18 protein-coding genes are annotated in these 17,831 nt (G+C 64.6%); 10 read left to right on the top strand and 8 right to left on the bottom strand.

From position 1 onward, the window contains the following. Nucleotides 1–61 precede the first annotated feature (61 nt). Both IGW04_RS05300 and IGW04_RS05295 read left to right on the top strand, forming a co-directional pair. Nucleotides 62–394 carry a four-helix bundle copper-binding protein gene (locus IGW04_RS05300; protein ID WP_194711987.1) on the top strand — a complete coding sequence of 111 codons (333 nt, stop codon included), beginning with the start codon at nt 62–64 and terminating at the stop codon, nt 392–394. Nucleotides 395–632: 238 nt separating this feature from the next. After that, complete coding sequence (locus IGW04_RS05295) at nt 633–899, top strand: hypothetical protein (RefSeq protein WP_194711986.1); 267 nt, start codon at nt 633–635, stop codon at nt 897–899. Between the two features lie 105 nt (nt 900–1,004). On the opposite strand, the gene IGW04_RS05290 is transcribed toward IGW04_RS05295, so the two are convergent. The 4 genes from IGW04_RS05290 to IGW04_RS05275 all read right to left on the bottom strand — a co-directional run bounded on the left by IGW04_RS05290 (nt 1,005) and on the right by IGW04_RS05275 (nt 4,944). Beyond that, complete coding sequence (locus tag IGW04_RS05290; RefSeq protein ID WP_194711985.1) at nt 1,005–2,012, bottom strand: tripartite tricarboxylate transporter substrate binding protein; 1,008 nt, start codon at nt 2,010–2,012, stop codon at nt 1,005–1,007. Between the two features lie 75 nt (nt 2,013–2,087). Then, nucleotides 2,088–3,056, bottom strand: coding sequence for a LysR family transcriptional regulator (locus tag IGW04_RS05285; protein ID WP_194711984.1), 969 nt, complete (start codon nt 3,054–3,056; stop codon nt 2,088–2,090). Nucleotides 3,057–3,078: 22 nt separating this feature from the next. After that, nucleotides 3,079–4,341, bottom strand: coding sequence for a flavin-dependent oxidoreductase (locus IGW04_RS05280; protein ID WP_194711983.1), 1,263 nt, complete (start codon nt 4,339–4,341; stop codon nt 3,079–3,081). Between the two features lie 186 nt (nt 4,342–4,527). Then, the gene (locus tag IGW04_RS05275; RefSeq protein ID WP_194711982.1) at nt 4,528–4,944 is read right to left on the bottom strand and encodes a DUF411 domain-containing protein; all 417 of its coding nucleotides are present in this window, start codon (nt 4,942–4,944) and stop codon (nt 4,528–4,530) included. Nucleotides 4,945–5,775: 831 nt separating this feature from the next. Here IGW04_RS05275 and IGW04_RS05270 point away from each other — a divergent pair. From IGW04_RS05270 to IGW04_RS05240, 7 genes are all read left to right on the top strand, one after another. Further along, on the top strand, nt 5,776–6,117 hold the full coding sequence (locus IGW04_RS05270; protein ID WP_194711981.1) for a hypothetical protein: 342 nt from the start codon (nt 5,776–5,778) through the stop codon (nt 6,115–6,117). 11 nt (nt 6,118–6,128) lie between these two features. After that, the gene (locus IGW04_RS05265) at nt 6,129–7,547 is read left to right on the top strand and encodes a TolC family protein (RefSeq protein ID WP_228526864.1); all 1,419 of its coding nucleotides are present in this window, start codon (nt 6,129–6,131) and stop codon (nt 7,545–7,547) included. Between the two features lie 14 nt (nt 7,548–7,561). Continuing rightward, nucleotides 7,562–8,929, top strand: a complete 1,368-nt coding sequence (locus tag IGW04_RS05260; protein ID WP_194711980.1) for a multicopper oxidase family protein — start codon at nt 7,562–7,564, stop codon at nt 8,927–8,929. Between the two features lie 27 nt (nt 8,930–8,956). Beyond that, nucleotides 8,957–9,328 (top strand): copper homeostasis periplasmic binding protein CopC, encoded by a 372-nt coding sequence (copC, locus tag IGW04_RS05255; protein WP_194711979.1) that lies wholly within the window; start codon nt 8,957–8,959, stop codon nt 9,326–9,328. Then, nucleotides 9,325–10,248, top strand: a complete 924-nt coding sequence (locus tag IGW04_RS26105) for a CopD family protein (protein ID WP_323744812.1) — start codon at nt 9,325–9,327, stop codon at nt 10,246–10,248. The genes copC and IGW04_RS26105 overlap by 4 nt, the downstream gene beginning before the upstream one ends. Beyond that, the gene (locus IGW04_RS05245) at nt 10,245–10,619 is read left to right on the top strand and encodes a copper-binding protein (protein WP_407672036.1); all 375 of its coding nucleotides are present in this window, start codon (nt 10,245–10,247) and stop codon (nt 10,617–10,619) included. The genes IGW04_RS26105 and IGW04_RS05245 overlap by 4 nt, the downstream gene beginning before the upstream one ends. A gap of 166 nt (nt 10,620–10,785) precedes the next feature. Further along, a complete protein-coding gene (locus IGW04_RS05240) occupies nt 10,786–10,992 on the top strand; it encodes a heavy-metal-associated domain-containing protein (RefSeq protein WP_194711977.1) in 207 nt (68 codons plus the stop codon). Between the two features lie 89 nt (nt 10,993–11,081). Here the strand turns inward: IGW04_RS05240 and cueR are convergent, their stop codons facing one another. From cueR to IGW04_RS05225, 3 genes are all read right to left on the bottom strand, one after another. Further along, on the bottom strand, nt 11,082–11,486 hold the full coding sequence (cueR, locus tag IGW04_RS05235; RefSeq protein WP_194711976.1) for a Cu(I)-responsive transcriptional regulator: 405 nt from the start codon (nt 11,484–11,486) through the stop codon (nt 11,082–11,084). Continuing rightward, complete coding sequence (locus IGW04_RS05230) at nt 11,483–13,909, bottom strand: heavy metal translocating P-type ATPase (RefSeq protein WP_194711975.1); 2,427 nt, start codon at nt 13,907–13,909, stop codon at nt 11,483–11,485. The genes cueR and IGW04_RS05230 overlap by 4 nt, the downstream gene beginning before the upstream one ends. Nucleotides 13,910–14,137: 228 nt before the next feature. Continuing rightward, a complete protein-coding gene (locus IGW04_RS05225) occupies nt 14,138–15,112 on the bottom strand; it encodes an NAD(P)H-dependent flavin oxidoreductase (protein ID WP_194711974.1) in 975 nt (324 codons plus the stop codon). 272 nt (nt 15,113–15,384) lie between these two features. Between IGW04_RS05225 and IGW04_RS05220 the strand changes: the two genes are divergently transcribed. Further along, nucleotides 15,385–16,227 carry a phytanoyl-CoA dioxygenase family protein gene (locus IGW04_RS05220; protein WP_194711973.1) on the top strand — a complete coding sequence of 281 codons (843 nt, stop codon included), beginning with the start codon at nt 15,385–15,387 and terminating at the stop codon, nt 16,225–16,227. Nucleotides 16,228–16,780: 553 nt separating this feature from the next. Here the strand turns inward: IGW04_RS05220 and IGW04_RS05215 are convergent. Further along, nucleotides 16,781–17,581: a crotonase/enoyl-CoA hydratase family protein gene (locus tag IGW04_RS05215; protein WP_194711972.1), complete on the bottom strand. Its 801-nt coding sequence runs from the start codon at nt 17,579–17,581 to the stop codon at nt 16,781–16,783. Between the last annotated feature and the right edge of the window lie 250 nt (nt 17,582–17,831).

Here is a 17,831-nt window from a genome sequence, read left to right as displayed (position 1 = left end):
GCCGGTCTTGTCCGTTGCCTGATTAGTTCCTGATGGTTAATTCATTTTCGAGGAGAGCAACATGCCACATCAACAGTTTCAAGCCTGCATCGATGCCTGCCATGCCTGCGCGGTCGCCTGCGACCACTGCGCCGCTTCATGCCTGCAGGAGCAGGATGTCAAAATGATGGCGCGCTGCATAGCCCTCGATATGGACTGTGCCCAGATCTGCCGCATGGCTGCCGCCTACATGAGCCGCGGCAGCGAGTTCGCGGCAGCCATCTGCAAGGCATGCGCGGACGTATGCCAGGCATGCGGCGACGAATGCGGCAAGCATCAGGCCCAGCATTGCCAGGAATGCGCCCAGGCCTGCCGCCGCTGCGCGGATGAATGCCGCCGCATGGCAACCGCCTGATTTCCGGGAAAACGAGGCCGCTCCTGCATGGCCTTGCCTCCGCTCAATGGAGTGCGGGCAATATTCGCCAGTGCCTGTCGCTTCGCGCAGACAACAACGCCGTACCCGGAAATAGTGGATTTACACAGATGCTATCAATACCTTGCGGCGAATCGTGGGTATAGTCGTCCGTGCGCCGGTGTCCGCTGTCCTTGCGGACCTGTTGCAATCGCGAATTCCAACCTGAACGGAGACAACCATGTTGAAGACCCTGATCGTCGGCGCCTGCGCCGCCCTGATCGCCGGCGGCGCCTTCGCCGCTGCCCACACCGCAGCCCCTTCGGCCCCGACCACCAAGGCTGAAAAGAAGGCCGAGGCCGCAAAGGAAAATGCCAGCAAGGACGCCACCGGCAAGACCCAGGCGAACCGCGACGGCAAGATGAGCCCGACCGGCCAGAACGAGACCAGCAGCACGATGCCGAAGAAGGAAGGTGCGGGCAGCACGACCGGCACCATGTCGAAGTAATCCAGCCGCTGCATCTTGCGGGCCAAGGCCTGCCTGCCCGCCATGTACATGGCGGGCAGGCAGGCCTTTATCGTTTTCAGCGCGGGCTGATGCGGGACTGGCGCATCAGTCGGCGCTGATCCTGGCGCGCTTGATCACATCGGCCCAGCGCGCCAGGTCGTTCTTCACCATCATGCCCAGGGTTTCGGCCTTGCCGGGCGTCGGCACCATGCCCTGCTTGTCCAGCGCTTCGCTGACCTCCGGCATCGCCAGGATCTGGTTGATCTCGCTGTTCAGGCGAGCCACCACCGGCGCCGGCGTGCCCGCCGGCGCCAGCAGGCCGTACCAGAGGTCGACATTGGAATTGGCCACGCCCTGCTCGGCAAAGGTCGGCACTTCCGGCGCGCTTGGCACCCGCTTGTCCTGCGCCACTGCGAGCATGCGCAGCTTGCCGGCCTTGGCATGTGCCAGCGCCGAATGCACCGGCAGGATCATTGCCTGCACCTGGCCGCCCAGCAGGTCGGTAATGGCGCCGGCAGAGCCCTTGTATGGCACATGCAGCAGGTCGGCGCCGGTGTTGAGCTTCAGCAGTTCCATCGCCAGATGCTGCGGCGTGCCGTTGCCGGGCGAGGCATAGCTATACTTGCCCGGATTGTCCTTGAACAGCTTGATGGCTTCCGTCAGCGTCTTTGCCGGAACCGATGGATTGACGGCGAAGGTCAGCGCGCCCTGGGCGGTGGGCGCGACCGGCACGAAGCTCTTCACGGGGTCGTAGGGAACGCTCTTGTACAGGCTGGCGTTCATCACGAAGGTGTTGACCGTCATCAGCAGCGTGTAGCCGTCCGGCACGGCACGGGCAACCGCCTCGGTGCCGATGTTGCCGGAAGCCCCGGCCTTGTTCTCCACGATGACGGGCTGTCCGACCCGCTGCGACAGCTTCTGGCCCAGTGTGCGCGCCAGCACATCGATGCCGGTGCCGGGCGTGAATGGCACGACGATCGTGATCGGCTTCGATGGCCAGGCTTCCTGCGCCATGCCGGCGCCGGGCAAGGCCAGCGCGGCGATCGCGCCTGCCAGCAGCATGAACTGGCGGCGCCCGCGGCGCTGCGAGATGAAAGGGGTGTTTTGTGACATCACGGTCTCCTTGAGATTGTTATCCATTTTTATGCATAGCCCTGCGCTGCAAGCGCAGCGCGTCATTGTGAACGATCAGCCGCTCTCCGGTGTTCCCGCATCGGGGCGCCAGGGTGGCTGCCTGTCTCCCGCCGCCATCTGCGGCAGCATCCCGATCAGCATGTCGGTGAACTCGGCCATATAGAACGGCTTGCCGCGGCCCTTGCGCGAAATCTGGTGGAAGCCGGCGGTGACCTGGGGCTGGACAAGCGGTGCGGCGCTGACCCGATGGCGCCGGCAGGCGGGCATCGCAAAGGACGGTATCACCGCCGATCCGAGGCCGATGGCCACCATGGCGATCAGGGTGTCGAAATGGTTGAACGACGCGCGCTCGGCATCGGCATGGCCTGTCCTGGCAAGCTGCCGGTCGACCAGCTGCTGGATCGGGTTGTCGGGCGGCAGCCCGATCAAAGTCTGTTCACGCAGGCTGTCCCATGGCACCGGCATGGCCGGCGCGGGCAGGCCGGCATCGTCGGCTTGCGCCTGCAGCGGGCCGACCAGCACCAGCGGGAAGTCGTACAGCAGCCTGCGCTCGATGCTCTTGCTGCCTTCGAAGAAGAAGCCCAGGCCAAAGTCGGCGGCGCCGCCTTCCACCAGTGCCTGCACCTGCTTCAGATCGGTATCGACCACCCGTACCGTGACATCGGGATACTGCTGCCGGAAGCGGCTGATCACCAGCGGCAACAGGGTCGAGGACACCAGCGGCGTGGCGGCCACCCGCAGCAGGTAGCGCGCCCTGTCCGACATGTCATCCAGTTGCGCCGCCACCTGCTCCAGCCCTTCCACCGCAGCCTGCGCTATCGGCAGCAGCTTCTCGCCGGCCGGCGTCAGCGTCACCGAGCGCGTGGTCCGGTCGAACAGCCTGCTGGCAAGCTGGACTTCCAGCTCGCGCATCATCACGGAGAGGCCGGCCTGGGTGATGTGCAGGCGCTCCGCCGCGCGAGTGAAGTTCTTCAGTTGCGCAATCAGCAGGAAGGCCTTGAGCTGGCGCGTCGATATGTTCATGCCGGCACCGCAGCAGCCTGCATCAGCGAGCCGGCGCGGGCTGGGACAATGCGTTCACGCTGAAGCCGGCAACCTGCTTGTAGCGGTTCGACATCGCCTGCAGTTCTTCGCGGCTGATCACGTCCTCGATGCGGGTGAACGGCTTGCCGCCGGTCAGTTCGTGCACGGTCTGCAGGATGGCATCCGGCGGCGCCACCCGGTTCATCAGCACCACTTCGCCGGTCGCCTTCAGGCGGATGCGCTCATATTCCTCCAGCGCCTTCGCGGTCGCGCCGAAGGTGCGTATCTGCTGCGCCAGGCTGGGGCCGTCGAGGATGGCCTGGCCGGCGCCGTTGGAGCCGCGCGGCACCATCGGATGGGCAGCGTCGCCGAGCAGCGTCACGCGGCCGAAGCTCCACTTCGGCAAGGGGTCCTGGTCCACCATCGGATATTCCAAGATGGTCTCGGTGGCCTGCAGCATGGCGGCCACGTCCAGCCAGTCGAAATGCCAGTCGGCGAAGGCGCAGAAGAAGTCTTCCAGCCGGCCGCCCCGGTTCCAGTCGCGGCGCGCTGGCTGCGGCGCCTCGATCTCGGCCACCCAGTTGACCAGCTGCCTGCCCTGGCCATCGACATTGTTGCGGATCGGGTAGATCACCATCTTGCCCACCGACAGCCAGCCGGCGCGCACCATGCTGGCTCCCGACAGGAAAGGCGGCAGCGCCGTGGTGCCGCGCCACATGTTCACGCCGGAATAGCGCGGCGCGCCCTCGTCGGGATACAGCTGCTTGCGCACCGCCGAGTGGATGCCGTCGCAGGCCACCGCCAGCGCGGCGCGGGCGGGCTCGCGTTCATGTCCGTCGCCGTCATCGAAACGCACGATGACGCCGGCATCGTCCTGCTCGACGCCCAGGCAGCGCCAGCCGAGCTGCACCGCCTCCCTGCCCAGCTGCTCATGCACTGCATCAAGCAGCACCATCTGCAGGTCGCCGCGGTGGATCGAGAACTGCGGCCAGGCATAACCGGCGTCCCGGCCAGCCGGCTCGCTGTAGACGAACTGGCCGAACTTGTTGAAGAAGATGGATTCCTTCGTCGTGACCGCCACCTCGGCCAAGCGGCCGGCCAGGCCCAGTTCATCCATCACCCGCACTGCATGCGGCAACAGGTTGACGCCAGCGCCCAGCGGCCGGATTTCCCGCGCCGCCTCGAACACTCGGCAGGAAATGCCCTGCTGATGCAGGCTAAGCGCCAGTGTCAGGCCGCCAATGCCGGCGCCGATGATGGCAACGTCGTATTGATGAGGGTTCATGCCGATTCCTTTTGTCCGCGCCGGCGTTCAACAGCAATGCCGGAAAAGCGCCATTAGACATCAACCCGTCACATTGGGAAAATGCATATTTCATATCAATTCAAAAGAATTGCTTATGAATGACCAGAGCGCTTCGTAACCAGGCAAAGGGGGCCGGAGGAATCGATCATGACTGCCCGGGCTACCTCAATCCTTCGAGAATTGCTTGCCCGCGAAGTCAACGGTGACCAGCTTGCCATTCATCTTGCCCATGCCGGGCGAGTTTGCCGGCATCCCCGGCACTGCGACGCCTTTCACTGCGGGCGCGGCAATCAGTTTCGCCAGCGCGGTGGCGGGCACATGCCCTTCCACGACCTGGCCCGACGCATCCACCACGCCGGTGTGGCAGGACTCCAGATTCTCGGGCACGCCAAGGCGTTTCTTCACGGCGGCCATATCGTCCGAATCGATTGCCCTGACCTTGTAGCCGGCTTCCCGCAGATGCTCGATCCACGCGCTGCAGCAACCGCAGTTCGGGTCCTTGTAGACCGTGATGGCTTCGCCCGCGGCGTGGGCAAGCGTTGAGGCGACAGCCAACAGGCTTGCTATAAATAACTTCTTCATTTTTGCTCCGTTGTAGACCTGGCTTCTAAAAGTTGCTGATACCTTACGCCTTCCTACAGTGGGAAGGTCAAGCGGATCGAGGTGAAACGCCTGCACCCTCCGAGCTTACATTCCAGATGACGGTTACTGTGCCTTGCTTTGCACAAACAACGCACAGTAACCGTCAATGTCTGCCGGTGATGCATTTGGGAACCCCGTCCAGCCTTATTAGTCGAAAAATCGCTTGACCTTCCCTTCATGGGAAAGCTTAGAATGCGAGCCGGTGCGGTGGAAGGAATGCCGCACGGAATAGTAAAGTGAATAAATGAACCGTTTCCTTAAGACCCTTCTGCTCTGGCTGCTGTTGGCCGCACTGCCCTTCCAGGGGATAGCTGCCGTCGTGAAGACCGCCTGCGGCCCGATGGAACTGGACGGTTCAACCGGCGTGGCAGTCTCCATGCAATCCCATCATCATCACGATGACGAAAGCATGCATGCGGCGCATGCTGCGGCTGCAGACGACACAGCAGTAAAGCCGTCGCCTGACGCACCATCCGACGCGAAACATACCCATACAGCCTGCAGTGCTTGCGCAAGCTGCTGCGTGGGGGCTGTCGCCCCGCCGTTTGCATCGGATGCGATTTCTTCCTGCAGCGGTTCCCTGCCTGTCGTCACTTCCCCGCCGCCCCTGCTTGCCAGCGTGGTGCCGGGCGGCCTGGAACGTCCTCCCAAACGCATTACCGCTTGATCGCGTACTGAGCCGGGTACGCTGGGCAACGCTCGTCCAGCGACCTGCGTCTCGGTGCGGTTTGCGCGCCCTGGCGCGCCTACCCTATCGATTCCGAGGTAATCATGTCGTTTTCATATTGGCCCAAGGTGGCCGCGCTGGCGCTCCTGCCGCTCGCCGCGATGGCACAGCAGGCACAGCAAGCCGGCCCTGCCGACCCGAACGCATCCGTTCCGGCATCGCAGTATGTCTCAGCGTTCAGGGACTACCGCGCCGTGGCCGACGGGCAGGGCTCCCCGGACGAGACCTGGCGCGCAGCCAATCAGGCGGTTGCAAACCAGGACCCGCATGCCGGGCACATGGCGGCGCCGCACACGGCGTCCCAGGCCGTCGCCCCTGCGGCGTCACCCCTCGCCGCGCCTGCGCCGGCTGACCCGCACGCTGGCCACGGCAGTCATCATCATTAAGGAAAACAAGCATGCCCCTACACCGAAATGCAGCGGGCCTGAAGCCGCTTGCCATCGCATTGTCGGCCCTGCTCGTGGCAGGCTGCGCAACTTTTTCCAGGGACGGCGGACTGGACTCCGTCTCTGCAATGACCAGGGAGCGTACCGGCCTGGGTGTGCAGCGCGACAAGTCCGCCGACGATAGCGCGGCAAGCGAGGCGGCTGTCAGGCAGCTCCTGGCACAGCCGCTGACGCCCGACGCCGCCGTCCGGATTGCCCTGACCAACAACAAGGGCCTGCAGGCTGCCTTTGCCGGGCTGGGCATCGCCGAAGCCAACCTTGTCCAGGCGGGCCGCCTTCGCAATCCCGGCTTTTCGTTTGGGCGCATGCGCGGCGGCGACGAAGTCGAAATCGACAGAAGCATCCTGTTCGACTTCGTTGGCTTGCTGACGCTTCCATTGCGCACCGGCATAGAGAGCCGCCGCTTCGAACAGGCCAAGCTGCAGACCGCTGCGCAGGCGGTTCAGCTGGCGGCGGATACCAGGCGGGCCTACTTCAACGCCGTCGGCGCCCAGCAGTCGGTGCAATACGCCGAGCAGGTCGTCAATGCCGCGGAAGCCAGTGCCGAGCTCGCACAGCGCATGAGCAGGGTCGGCAACTGGAGCAAGCTCGACCAGGCCCGCGAGCAAGCCTTCTATGCGGATGCGACGACGCAGCTGGCCAGAACCCGCCATAACGCCACGGCGGCCAGGGAACGGCTGACCCGCCTGCTCGGCTTGTGGGGCGCTGCGATCGACTACAAGATCCCGGACCGGCTGCCGGACCTGCCCAGGGCGCCCAATGAAGCGACCGATGCCGAGGCACGCGCCATGCAGCAGCGGCTCGATGTGCAAATCGCCAGGCAGGGCGCATCGGCGACAGCGGCCGCGCTGGGGCTGACCCGCGCAACCGGCTTCATCAATGTGTTCGAACTCGGATACGCGAACAAGAGCCAGACTGGCGCGCCACGACAGAACGGTTATGAAATCGAACTCGCGCTTCCCCTGTTCGACTGGGGCACGGCGCGCCGCGCCCGCGCAGAGGCGATTTACATGCAGGCAGTCCAGCAGACTGCCGATACCGCTATCCGGGCACGCTCGGAAGTGCGGGAGGCCTATTCCGCATACCGCACCAGGTATGACATCGCAAGGCATTACCGTGATGAAGTGGTGCCTCTGCGCAAGCGAATTTCGGACGAGGTGCTGCTGCGCTACAACGGCATGCTTGCCAGCGTATTCGAACTGCTGACCGACTCGCGCGCCCAGGTGAGCAGCGTGAATGCGGCCATCGAAGCGCAGCGGGACTTCTGGATCGCCGAAACCAACCTGCAGGCCGCCATCAACGGCAATGGCAGCGCCGGCTCCACCGAGATACGCGGCCAGGCTTCCACAGAAGCCCAGCCTCAACATTAATAAAAGGAACAGCGATGGTTTCACGTAGAAATTTCCTGGCCAGCGCCGCCACCGTGGTCGGGGCCGGCGTCGTCAGCCGTGTCGGCGCGGCCTCCCTGCCGGAAGCGGCAATCATGACCAGCGCATCCACCCAGGCGCCGCTGGCGCCGCCCAACGGCCGGCCGTATAACCCTGTCGTCACGCTGAACGGCTGGTCCCTGCCGTGGCGAATGAACGGCGGCGTGAAGGAATTCCACCTGGTCGCCGAACCGGTGGTGCGGGAATTCGCTCCCGGCATGAAGGCCAACCTGTGGGGGTACAACGGCCAGTCGCCGGGCCCGACGATTGAAGTCGTCGAAGGCGACCGGGTGCGCATCTTCGTGACCAACAAGCTGCCCGAGGCGCACAGCATCCACTGGCACGGGCAACGCCTGCCGAATGGCATGGATGGCGTCGCCGGCCTGACCCAGCCCGCCATCCCGCCCGGCAAGACCTTCGTCTATGAATTCATCGCCAAGCGGCCGGGAACCTTCATGTATCACCCGCACGCCGACGAAATGGTGCAGATGGCGATGGGCCTGATGGGCTTCTGGGTCACGCATCCGAAGAACCCGGACTTCATGCGCGCCGACCGGGATTTCGTTTTCCTGCTCGGTAATTACGACATCGAACCCGGCAGCTATACGCCCAAGACATCCACCATGCTCGACTTCAACCTGTGGACCATCAACACCCGGGTGTTCCCGGGCATCGACTCGATGAACGTGCGCCAGGGCGACCGGGTACGCATCCGCATCGGCAACCTGACCATGACCAATCACCCCTTCCATCTGCACGGCCATGAATTCGTCACGACCGGAACCGATGGCGGCTGGATACGGCCGGAGGGCCGCTGGCCCGAGGTCACCACGGATCTTGGCGTCGGCCAGATGAAGGCCATCGAATTCATCGCCGACGAGCCGGGCGACTGGCCTTTCCATTGCCACAAATCGCATCACACCATGAACGCGATGGGACATAACGTGCCAACGATGATCGGCGTCGACCAGAGGGGCGTCGCCGAGAAAATCAACAGGCTGGTGCCTGACTACATGGCCATGGGCGAACGCGGCGGGTCGATGGGCAGCATGGAGATGCCGCTGCCGGACAATACCCTGCCGATGATGACCGGCGAAGGTCCTTTCGGGAACATCGAAATGGGCGGCATGTTCACCACCGTGAAAATCCGGAAAAACCAGAAGCCCGGCGATTACAGCGACCCGGGCTGGTACCAGCATCCCAAGGGCACCGTCGCCTATGAATGGACTGGCGACATGCCAGCGGCGCCGCAAGCGCCGCAGGCAAAGACGCCGGCTCCCGGCGTGGAGCTCAACGTCAGGAAACCGCAAGGCCATAATCACTAATCCATGACCAACAGCCAGAAATCCCAGATGAAGCCATTCAAACAGTTTGTTTCTTCCGTACTCTTTGCCGCCGCCGCAATGGCAGGCCATTCATCCGCGTGGGCGCATGCCACCCTTAAAAGTGCTTCGCCAGCAAGGGATGCGGAAGTCGCCACGGCGCCCAGGGAAATCTCCCTCCAGTTCAATGAGAAGCTCGAAGCTGCCTTCAGCAACGCCAGGCTGGTCGACAGCACCGGCAAGGAAGTCAGCGCCGGCAAGGCGACCCTGGATGGCGCCGACCCGTCCGTGATGAAACTGGCCGTGCCGGCTCTCGCGCCGGGCAGGTACAAGGTCGAGTATGTCGGCGTAGGGCACGACGGCCACCGGCGCAAGGGCGACTATGCCTTCACCGTGAAGTGAGCGATGGCGTCATGGAGTCGACGCTTCCGCAGGTTGCGGCAACGGCGCTGGTCAACGCCAGCTTTGCCTGGATTGTCGGCGTGCTGGCGTCGAGGTTCTGGTTAGTGAATCCGGCCACGGCCTGGCAGCGGTCGGCCGCGAAGCGACTGTCGTCAGCCATGTCGGCCGGGCTGATTGTCTGCGCCGCTAGCATCTTCCTGTCGCTCTGGACAGAGTCATCGGTGATGGGCGACGTCGCATGGCTGGATGCCTGGCCCGCCTGTGCCCGGATGATGGCCACCACGCACTATGGCCATGCCGGCGTCGCAGCCCTTGTGCTGCTTGTCGCCACCATGGTGGCGCACCGGATGCTGGACCGGCCCGACGCCGGCATGGTCTATATGGCAAGCATCGCCGCATTGCTGCTGCTGGTGGCCGCAGCACGCGTCACCATCGGCCATGCCTTTGAACACGGGCCGTTCAGAGTCGCCGTCGCGGTGGAATGGCTGCACCTGCTGCTGATGGCGGTATGGGCGGGCATCGTCTTCGTCGCTGGCTGGCTGGTGCTTCCCCATGTGCTGGCCAACGAGGCCGCGCCCTCCGGGGAGCGTTCCGCTTACCTGACATCGATGTCGAACTGGGCCGCTGCGGCGCTGGCGGCAATCCTGGCAAGCGGCGCCTATAACGCCTATCGCGTCCTGACCAGCCCGCGTGACCTGGTTGACGTGGATTACGGGAACGTCCTGTTGTTCAAGATTGCCCTTGTCCTGGTCGCCATGGCGCTCGGCGGCTTCAACAAGCTGGTCGGCTTGCCGGCCGCAGAAGCTTCGCAGGCCGGCCTGCGCAAGGTGATTGCCGTGCTGCGGATTGAATCCATTGCGCTCCTGCTCGTCTTGATTGCTGCTGCTGTCCTGGCCGGCAGTGCCCCGCCCGCGCAATGATCCAGGAACTCTTCAATAAACTCGTAAAACTGAAAAAGGAATTCACCATGAAAACGTTTGCTGCAGCAGCATTACTCGCCGCGCTGGCACTGTCTCCCATGCCGGCCGCCCTTGCCCAGTCAACGCAAGCGACCGCAGGCGCGGCCGATGCGATGTCGACCGGCGAAGTGAGGAAGATAGACAGGAGCACGGGAAAAATGACGATCAAGCATGGTCCCCTCGCCAATCTCGGGATGGATGCGATGACGATGGTGTTCCGCGTCAGCGACAAGGCGATGCTGGACCAGGTGAAAGTCGGCGACAAGATCAACTTCGTGGCTGAAGAGCCGAACGGCCAACTTACCGTCATCCGGCTGGAGAAGCAGCAGTAAGCCGGGGAGGCTCAAGCCGGGCGCGCGGGCACGATGATGCCGGGCCGTCTGGGCAGGCGGTTCGCACGGACCAGCCTCGCACCCGGCCTTTTTTCACGCCGCGCTTGACCTTCCCATAGCAGGAAGGTCTACATTGAACTTCTATCTTGATAAAGGAGATCACACCATGTATGAACTGCAAGTGGAAGGCATGACCTGCGGCGGCTGCGCCAGGAGCGTGACCCGGTCCGTGCAATCGGTCGACAGCAATGCACGAGTCGATGTCGACCTGGCCGCGAAGAAGGTGCGCATCGATAGCCAGGCCAGCCTGGATGCGGTGAAGTCAGCCATCAGTGAAGCCGGTTATCCGGTGACGGCAAGCGCGGCGGTATAAGAGCGCAAGGGCGGCGTGGCCGGTGCATGCCGCCCGCCGTTCGGATTCCGGAAAATTCCGATGCAGGTCAACCGCATCATGCCGCGGGATCAATGGCAGGCTTGCTGCGCGGTGGCCAGCTCGTCCAGAATCGGGCAGTCCGGACGCTGGTCGCCATGGCAGCTGTCCGCCAGGTTCTGCAGTTCATTGCGTATGGTCTGCAGCTTCTCGATGTCCCGGTCCAGCTCGGCAATGTACTGGCGCGCCAGTTTCTTCACATCGGCGCTCTTGCGGCCACGGTCTTCCCACAGGCCGAGCAGGGTCCTGATGCGCTCGATCGAAAAGCCGAGGTCGCGCGAGCGCCTGATGAAGCGCAGCGTCTGCACGTCCCTGTCGCTGTATTGCCGGTAGCCGGAATCGGTCCTGCTTGCGGCCGATATCAGGCCGATGCTCTCGTAATACCGAATCATCTTTGCGGTGACGCCAGAGGCTTCCGCCGCCTGCCCGATATTCATTGCTTTCCTCCTTCGGTGAATGCCGGCTTCCAGCGCCTGAGCAAGAGTGCGTTCGACACCACGGAAACGCTGGAAAAGGCCATTGCGGCGCCAGCGATCACCGGGTTCAGGTAGCCAAATGCAGCCAGCGGAATGCCTACGATGTTGTAGATGAAGGCCCAGCCCAGGTTCTGCTGGATCTTGCGATAGGTCTTCTTCGAGATGTCGATCGCTTCCGCCACCAGGGTCGGCTCGCCGCGCATCAGGGTGATGCCGGCCGTATGCATGGCCACGTCGGTCCCGGTCGACATGGCAATCCCGACATCGGCCGCGGCCAGCGCGGGCGCGTCGTTGATGCCGTCGCCGACCATGGCCACTGTCCTGCCGTCCTTCTTCAGGGCGGCGACCACCTCCGCCTTGTCGCCGGGCAGCACCTCGGCCCGGAAGTCGCTGATGCCGACGGCCGAGGCCACGGCGCGGGCGCTGCCGGGGTTGTCGCCGGTCAGCATCACGGACGCCACGCCGATTGCCTGCAGCCGCTGCACCGCGGCCCTGGCCGACGGCTTCAGGGTGTCGCCGAATGCCAGCAGGCCAGCCAGCTCGGTCGCGCCATTGCCCTGTATGGCCAGCCACGACACGGTACGCCCGGCGCTCTCGTGCCTTGCGGCGGCCTCTTCCATGCCGGCGGTCGCCAGGCCGATTTCCTGCATCAGGCGCTTGTTGCCGAGATAGACGGACGCGCCATCGACGTCGGCGCGCACGCCACGGCCGGCAAGCGCCTGGGCGGCGGTGGCGGCCCGCAGGACGATGCCCTGCCTTTCTGCCTCCGCCTGGACTGCCTTGGCCAGCGGATGGTCGCTGTACTGCTGCACGGCCCTGGCCATCTCCAGCAGTTCGCGCTCGGTAAGCGAGGCCGCTTCGACCGCGACCACTGCCGGCCTGCCCTCGGTCAGCGTGCCGGTCTTGTCGAAGGCAACCACATTGACTGCATGCGCGGTCTCCAGCGCCTCGGCATCCTTGATCAGGATGCCGTACCGCGCCGCCACGCCGGTGCCCGCCATGATGGAGGTGGGCGTGGCCAGGCCGAGCGCGCAAGGGCAGGCAATCACCTGCACCGCCACGGCATTGAGCAGCGCCTGCTGCCAGTCGCCGGTCATCCATCCCCATCCGACCAGGGTGACCAGGGAAATCAGCAGCACCACCGGCACGAAGACGGCGCTGACCTTGTCGACCAGGCGCTGGATCGGCGCCTTCACCGCCTGCGCATCCTCCACCAGCTTGATGATGTGGGACAGCATGGTGTCGCCGCCGACCGCGGTTGCCTTCACCACCAGCATGCCGTCCGCATTGACTGCGCCGCCCGTGACGGTGTCGCCCGCGCCCTTGGTCACCGGCAGGCTTTCGCCGGTCAGCAGGGATTCATCCAGGTGGCTGCTGCCTTCCATCACCTCGCCATCCACCGGCACCCGGTCGCCAGGACGCACGACGATCATGTCGCCGACGCGAACCTGGGATACCGGCACTTCGTCTTCCCGGCCATTGCGCCGGACGATGGCCGTGGTGGCCCGCAGCGATTCCAGCGCATGCAGCGCGGCCACCGTCTGATGCTTCGCCCGCGCCTCCAGCCATTTGCCAAGCAGCACCAGCGTGATGACCACCGCCGACGATTCGAAATAGAGATGGTCCATGCCGGCGTGGTCGCCGTGCCCGAGGAGCAGATACAGCGAAAGCGCATAGGCGGCGCTGGTGCCGAGCGCGACCAGCAGGTCCATGTTCCCGGAGCGGGCAAGCACGGCTTTCCAGCCCGCCTTGTAGAAACGGGCGCCGAGCCAGAACTGCACCGGCGTTGCCAGCGCAAGCTGCAGCCATCCCGGCAAGGCCCAGTGCAGGCCGAATGGCATGGCCAGCATCGGCGCCACCAGCGGCGCGCTGAGCAGTGCAGCCACCGCAACCGGCCACCAGCCAGGCAGGCCGGCTTCCGCCTTCGTTGTCGAAACGCCGCCTTCGGGCACTGGCGCAGCCTCGTAGCCGGCTTTCTCGACGGCGGCAAGCAGCTTCCCGATCGGTACGCCGACCGAGCTTACCTGGGCCTTTTCGGTGGCCAGGTTGACCGAAGCCGCGGTCACGCCGGGCACCTTCTTCAATGCCTTTTCGACACGGCCGACACAGGAAGCGCAGGTCATCCCGGAAATTGCGAGGGTCACCGTATCGCTGGCGATGTCGTAGCCCGCCTTTTCCACCGCGGCCGAAAGCGCATCGACCGGGAGCGCGGGGTTGGCGCGGACAGTGGCCTTTTCAGTGGCCAGGTTGACGGAGGCGCTCTCCACGCCCGGGACGGCCTTCAGGGCCTTCTCGACGCGGGCAACGCAGGAAGCGCATGTCATGCCTTCGACCTTGAAGCTCAGGTCGAGCGGCTCGACGGCGGATTTGACGGCAGCGTCCATGGCATTCTCCAGTTTCATGCCTGCAGGATAAACCTTACCGCGATGGTAAGGTCAAGCGGTCGGGAACGTTGCCCGCGGCAGCGTGGCTGCAGCCGGCGCGGCGATGCGACTCACTGGCCTGGCCTGCCTTCATGCAATGGCTCTTGCCGGATGGATCAGGCCCGGACTCGCTGCGTTGACAGGGTGAGCGCCCTTGCCGTGCACGCGGCAAGGCGCCATGCGTCGCGCTCAGTCCAGCATGCCGGCCAGGCGCTGGCGGATGATGGCTTCGGCCTGCGCCATGATCCGGTCGAGCAGTGCCTGCACCGTGGGAATATCGTCGATCAGGCCGGCCACCATGCCGCAGCTCCATGCGCCCGCATCCATCTGGCCTTCGCGCATGATCCTGGGATACACACCGGCCACCTCGGGCAGGATGTCCTTGAACTCGATCTTCTCGCCCAGTGCGCGTTCCTTTTCGAGCAGGCGCTCCACGCCCGCATTCACCAGCACCCGCTCGGTGTTGCGCAGCGGGCGCATCACCAGGCGGGTATCGAGCTCGCTGGCATTCAGGATGGCCTGTTTCACATTCGGATGCACCGGCGCTTCCTGGGTCGCGATGAAGCGGGTGCCCATGTTCATGCCGTCGGCGCCCATGGCCAGCGCCGCCACCAGGGACCGGCCGTCGGCCATGCCGCCCGAGGCGACGAAGGGAATCTTCAGCTCGTCGGCGGCGCGCGGCAGCAGGATCATGTTGGGCACGTCGTCCTCGCCCGGATGGCCGCCGCATTCGAAGCCGTCGACGCTGACCGCGTCGCAGCCTATCGATTCGGCCTTCAGCGCATGCCGGACCGAGGTGCATTTGTGGATCACCTTGATGCCGGCATCCTGCAGGCGCGGCAGCCATTTGGCCGGATTGTTGCCCGCCGTTTCGACCACCTTCACGCCGGCATCGATGATGGCGTCGATATAGCCGGGATAGTCCGGCGGCGTGACCGCCGGAAGGAAAGTGAGATTGACGCCGATGGGCTTGTCCGTCATTGCCTGGGCGCGCCGGATCTCGTCGGCCAGGTGCTTGCCGCTGGGCTGGGTCAGGCCGGTGATGATGCCCAGGCCGCCGGCATTGGACACCGCCGCGGCGAGTTCGGCAAAGCCGACATAATGCATGCCGCCCTGAATGATGGGCCGCTCGATGCCGAACAATTCGGTGATTCTCGTTTTCATGGTCTCTCTTCCCCTGTTGGTCAATGTGGTTCGCTGGTGGCCGCAGCCGACCGCGAACGCCGATGATAGAGGCTTTGCGCGCTGCAGTGTTTTTCAAGGTTGGCAGCGCGGCCAGGCGACACCATAAGGAAATTGTCGGCAATGCATGGAAAGCAAGGCCGGCGCATGCGGCTGCAAATATTTCCTGTTCCGCCCGGCACTTTTTGCCATCGCTCCGGTCCGAGGCCTAACACCTGCAAGCAGACAGATTCGACAGGATCATCGGAGACCTCATGAACGCCCAGCCGCAAGCCAATTCCAGCCAGTTCGATACCGCGGAAATCCTTGGCGGACTGTACGGCGCCGGCATCATCGCCTGCAGGGGCGGATTCGAGCGGGCCTGGGTGCAGCGCCTGCGCGAGGATGTGGATATGCTGTTTGCCGAGGCGCTGCAGCGGCCGGGCGGCGCGCTCAACCGCGGCCCGAACCGCTACTACGTCGAGGTGCATCCGGAACGGCTGCGCGGCTTTGTCGATATCGCAAGCCATCCATGGATCGTCGCGGTGTGCGAAGCAGTGCTCGGCCCGGACTACCGCATCGTGGAAATCGGCTTCGACGTGCCGGGACCGGGCGCGGCCAACCAGCCCTGGCATCGCGACTTCCCCACGCCGGAAGCCACTTTGCGCGGCCGTCGGCTCAATTCGCTGGCCTTCAACATGACCCTGGTGGACGTAACCGAAGAGATGGGGCCGCTGGAGATAGCGCCAGGCACCCAGTGGGACGACCTGACCGGGCGCAGCGACGCCAGCGGCATGTTTCCCGACCAGGCGCTGTATCCGCGTTATGAAGCCCGCATGCAGCGCAAGATGCCGGCCATGGGCGACATCTCGGCACGATCGGCGCTGACCATCCATCGCGGCACCGCCAACCGCTCGAACCTGTCGCGTCCCATCCTGGTGCTGGGCGTGGATGCGCCCGACGCCGGCAATGCGGCGCGCCATGACCTGCAGGCGACGCGCGCCTACTGGGACACCCTGCCGCCGCAGGTCAGGGAGCACATGACCTGCCGGGTGGTGGACCAGCTCGAACCTATCGTGCAGCTGCACACGATAGAGGGGCTGAAGATGGGCGTCTGACAATAAGGCCTCTGTTCATCACGGACCATTGCGAGCCGCAAGGCCTGACGCACCCGCGTGCGGCGCTGTTTGCGTTTGCCATTGCCATTGTGGCGAGCAATGCGGTGGCACGTGGACCATTCATGATCTGCGAAAAGCCACCTGGCATGATGGAAATCCCGACGGCTTTGTTTCTGCGCCTGAGCGATATGCTTGGTTACGCTGCCTAAATGGATAAGGCCCGGCAAAAAAAGTAAATCAGAAAAGGCGACCCGGTGATCGCGCCCCGCTGCGCGGGGTCCCCGTGTCGGCGGGACTTGAACGGCAACGGCCACTTCGAAGACAACAGGGAACTGTCGCTGTGCGAACCGCAATCGCAATCTTGATGTGTGATACCCGAAAGGCATGCCACCGCCGGTGCTGCACGATGGTCCCAGGCAAAACCGCTGCCTGATCAACGGCCCGGTGCAATGCCCCGCAGCACATTGCACCGGGCGAAAGCACAAATGCCCGTTTGCTCGAAACGATGAAGCTGCTTCGCGCTTTGTGTCGAAGCCTTTCGCCGCGCAGTCGCCTAGCGGAAAGCCGGCAGCCGGTTTTCCAGGTTGGCCCTGACCGCCTCGATCTGGTTCGGGCTGCCGATCAGTTCCTGCTGTTCGACCGATTCAGCCATCAGCACCGCGGCCGGATCATGCATGGGCAGGTTGAGCAGGCGCTTGGCGGCGCGGATCGCGTCTGGACTCTGGCGGGCGATTATGCGGGCAAGGGCCAGCGCTTCCTCGCGCGGATCGGGGCTGAGCTGGGTGGCGAAACCGATCTGCAGCGCCTCCTCGCCGGAGAACTGGCGGCCGGTGAAGGTCAGCTCGCGCACCACGTCCGGCCTTGCCAGCTCGCGCATGAGCACGATGCCGGCCATGTCCGGCACCAGGCCCCACTTGATTTCCATCACCGACATCCTGGCGTCGGGCGCGACGATGCGGATGTCCGCGCCCAGCGCCAGCTGCAGGCCGCCGCCGAAGGCCGCGCCGTGCACCGCCGCAATCACCGGCACCGGCACGTCGCGCCATACGGTGGCGATGCGCTGCGGCGCGTTGGCGATACCGTGGCTGCGCGTGGTCAGCGGCTGGTCCAGCGCGCCGGCGCCCTGCTGGCTGTCTCCCATGCGCTGGAAGGATTGCATGTCGAGGCCGGCGCAGAAGGCGCGGCCTTCGCCGCTGATGACCACCGCGCGCAGCGAGGCATCGCCGGCCAGGGTCTCGCCCGCTTCCAGCAGGGCGGCGAACATGGCCGGGTCGAGCGCATTGAGCTTGGCCGGGCGGTTGAGAAGCAGTGTGGCGATGCCATCCGCTATGCGTAGATTGATTCTGTCGTTCATGTCGTGTCGGCTCCGTCGGGCATTGTTATCGTTGTGCGGCCTGCCGCCCGTTGCGGACGGCAAGCGCAATGCGCAGCAAGTGTAGCCTGGGTGGAGCGCAGCGCAACCCGGGATTGCGCGCGTCGCGCAAGAAACGCATCCCGGTCTTCACTGGCCAATTGTCAAACCCTGCCTTTTCCGTATGGCTGGCACGGTCGCTGGCTTCGGCGACGAATCGCCCGGGTAGCGCTGCGCTCCACCCAGGCTACGG

This window comes from Noviherbaspirillum soli (genome assembly GCF_015352955.1).
In the GTDB taxonomy this organism is placed as follows: domain Bacteria; phylum Pseudomonadota; class Gammaproteobacteria; order Burkholderiales; family Burkholderiaceae_D; genus Noviherbaspirillum_A; species Noviherbaspirillum_A soli.
This window is presented reverse-complemented; position numbering and strand designations above follow the sequence as displayed.

Bases quoted from the DNA above. Each gene is read 5' to 3' on its own strand.
- IGW04_RS05300 (WP_194711987.1), top strand. From the start codon at position 62: ATGCCACATCAACAGTTTCAAGCCTGCATCGATGCCTGCCATGCCTGC.
- IGW04_RS05295 (WP_194711986.1), top strand. From the start codon at position 633: ATGTTGAAGACCCTGATCGTCGGCGCCTGCGCCGCCCTGATCGCCGGC.
- IGW04_RS05290 (WP_194711985.1), bottom strand. From the start codon at position 2,012: ATGTCACAAAACACCCCTTTCATCTCGCAGCGCCGCGGGCGCCGCCAG.
- IGW04_RS05285 (WP_194711984.1), bottom strand. From the start codon at position 3,056: ATGAACATATCGACGCGCCAGCTCAAGGCCTTCCTGCTGATTGCGCAA.
- IGW04_RS05280 (WP_194711983.1), bottom strand. From the start codon at position 4,341: ATGAACCCTCATCAATACGACGTTGCCATCATCGGCGCCGGCATTGGC.
- IGW04_RS05275 (WP_194711982.1), bottom strand. From the start codon at position 4,944: ATGAAGAAGTTATTTATAGCAAGCCTGTTGGCTGTCGCCTCAACGCTT.
- IGW04_RS05270 (WP_194711981.1), top strand. From the start codon at position 5,776: ATGTCGTTTTCATATTGGCCCAAGGTGGCCGCGCTGGCGCTCCTGCCG.
- IGW04_RS05265 (WP_228526864.1), top strand. From the start codon at position 6,129: ATGCCCCTACACCGAAATGCAGCGGGCCTGAAGCCGCTTGCCATCGCA.
- IGW04_RS05260 (WP_194711980.1), top strand. From the start codon at position 7,562: ATGGTTTCACGTAGAAATTTCCTGGCCAGCGCCGCCACCGTGGTCGGG.
- copC (WP_194711979.1), top strand. From the start codon at position 8,957: ATGAAGCCATTCAAACAGTTTGTTTCTTCCGTACTCTTTGCCGCCGCC.
- IGW04_RS05245 (WP_407672036.1), top strand. From the start codon at position 10,245: ATGATCCAGGAACTCTTCAATAAACTCGTAAAACTGAAAAAGGAATTC.
- IGW04_RS05240 (WP_194711977.1), top strand. From the start codon at position 10,786: ATGTATGAACTGCAAGTGGAAGGCATGACCTGCGGCGGCTGCGCCAGG.
- cueR (WP_194711976.1), bottom strand. From the start codon at position 11,486: ATGAATATCGGGCAGGCGGCGGAAGCCTCTGGCGTCACCGCAAAGATG.
- IGW04_RS05230 (WP_194711975.1), bottom strand. From the start codon at position 13,909: ATGGACGCTGCCGTCAAATCCGCCGTCGAGCCGCTCGACCTGAGCTTC.
- IGW04_RS05225 (WP_194711974.1), bottom strand. From the start codon at position 15,112: ATGAAAACGAGAATCACCGAATTGTTCGGCATCGAGCGGCCCATCATT.
- IGW04_RS05220 (WP_194711973.1), top strand. From the start codon at position 15,385: ATGAACGCCCAGCCGCAAGCCAATTCCAGCCAGTTCGATACCGCGGAA.
- IGW04_RS05215 (WP_194711972.1), bottom strand. From the start codon at position 17,581: ATGAACGACAGAATCAATCTACGCATAGCGGATGGCATCGCCACACTG.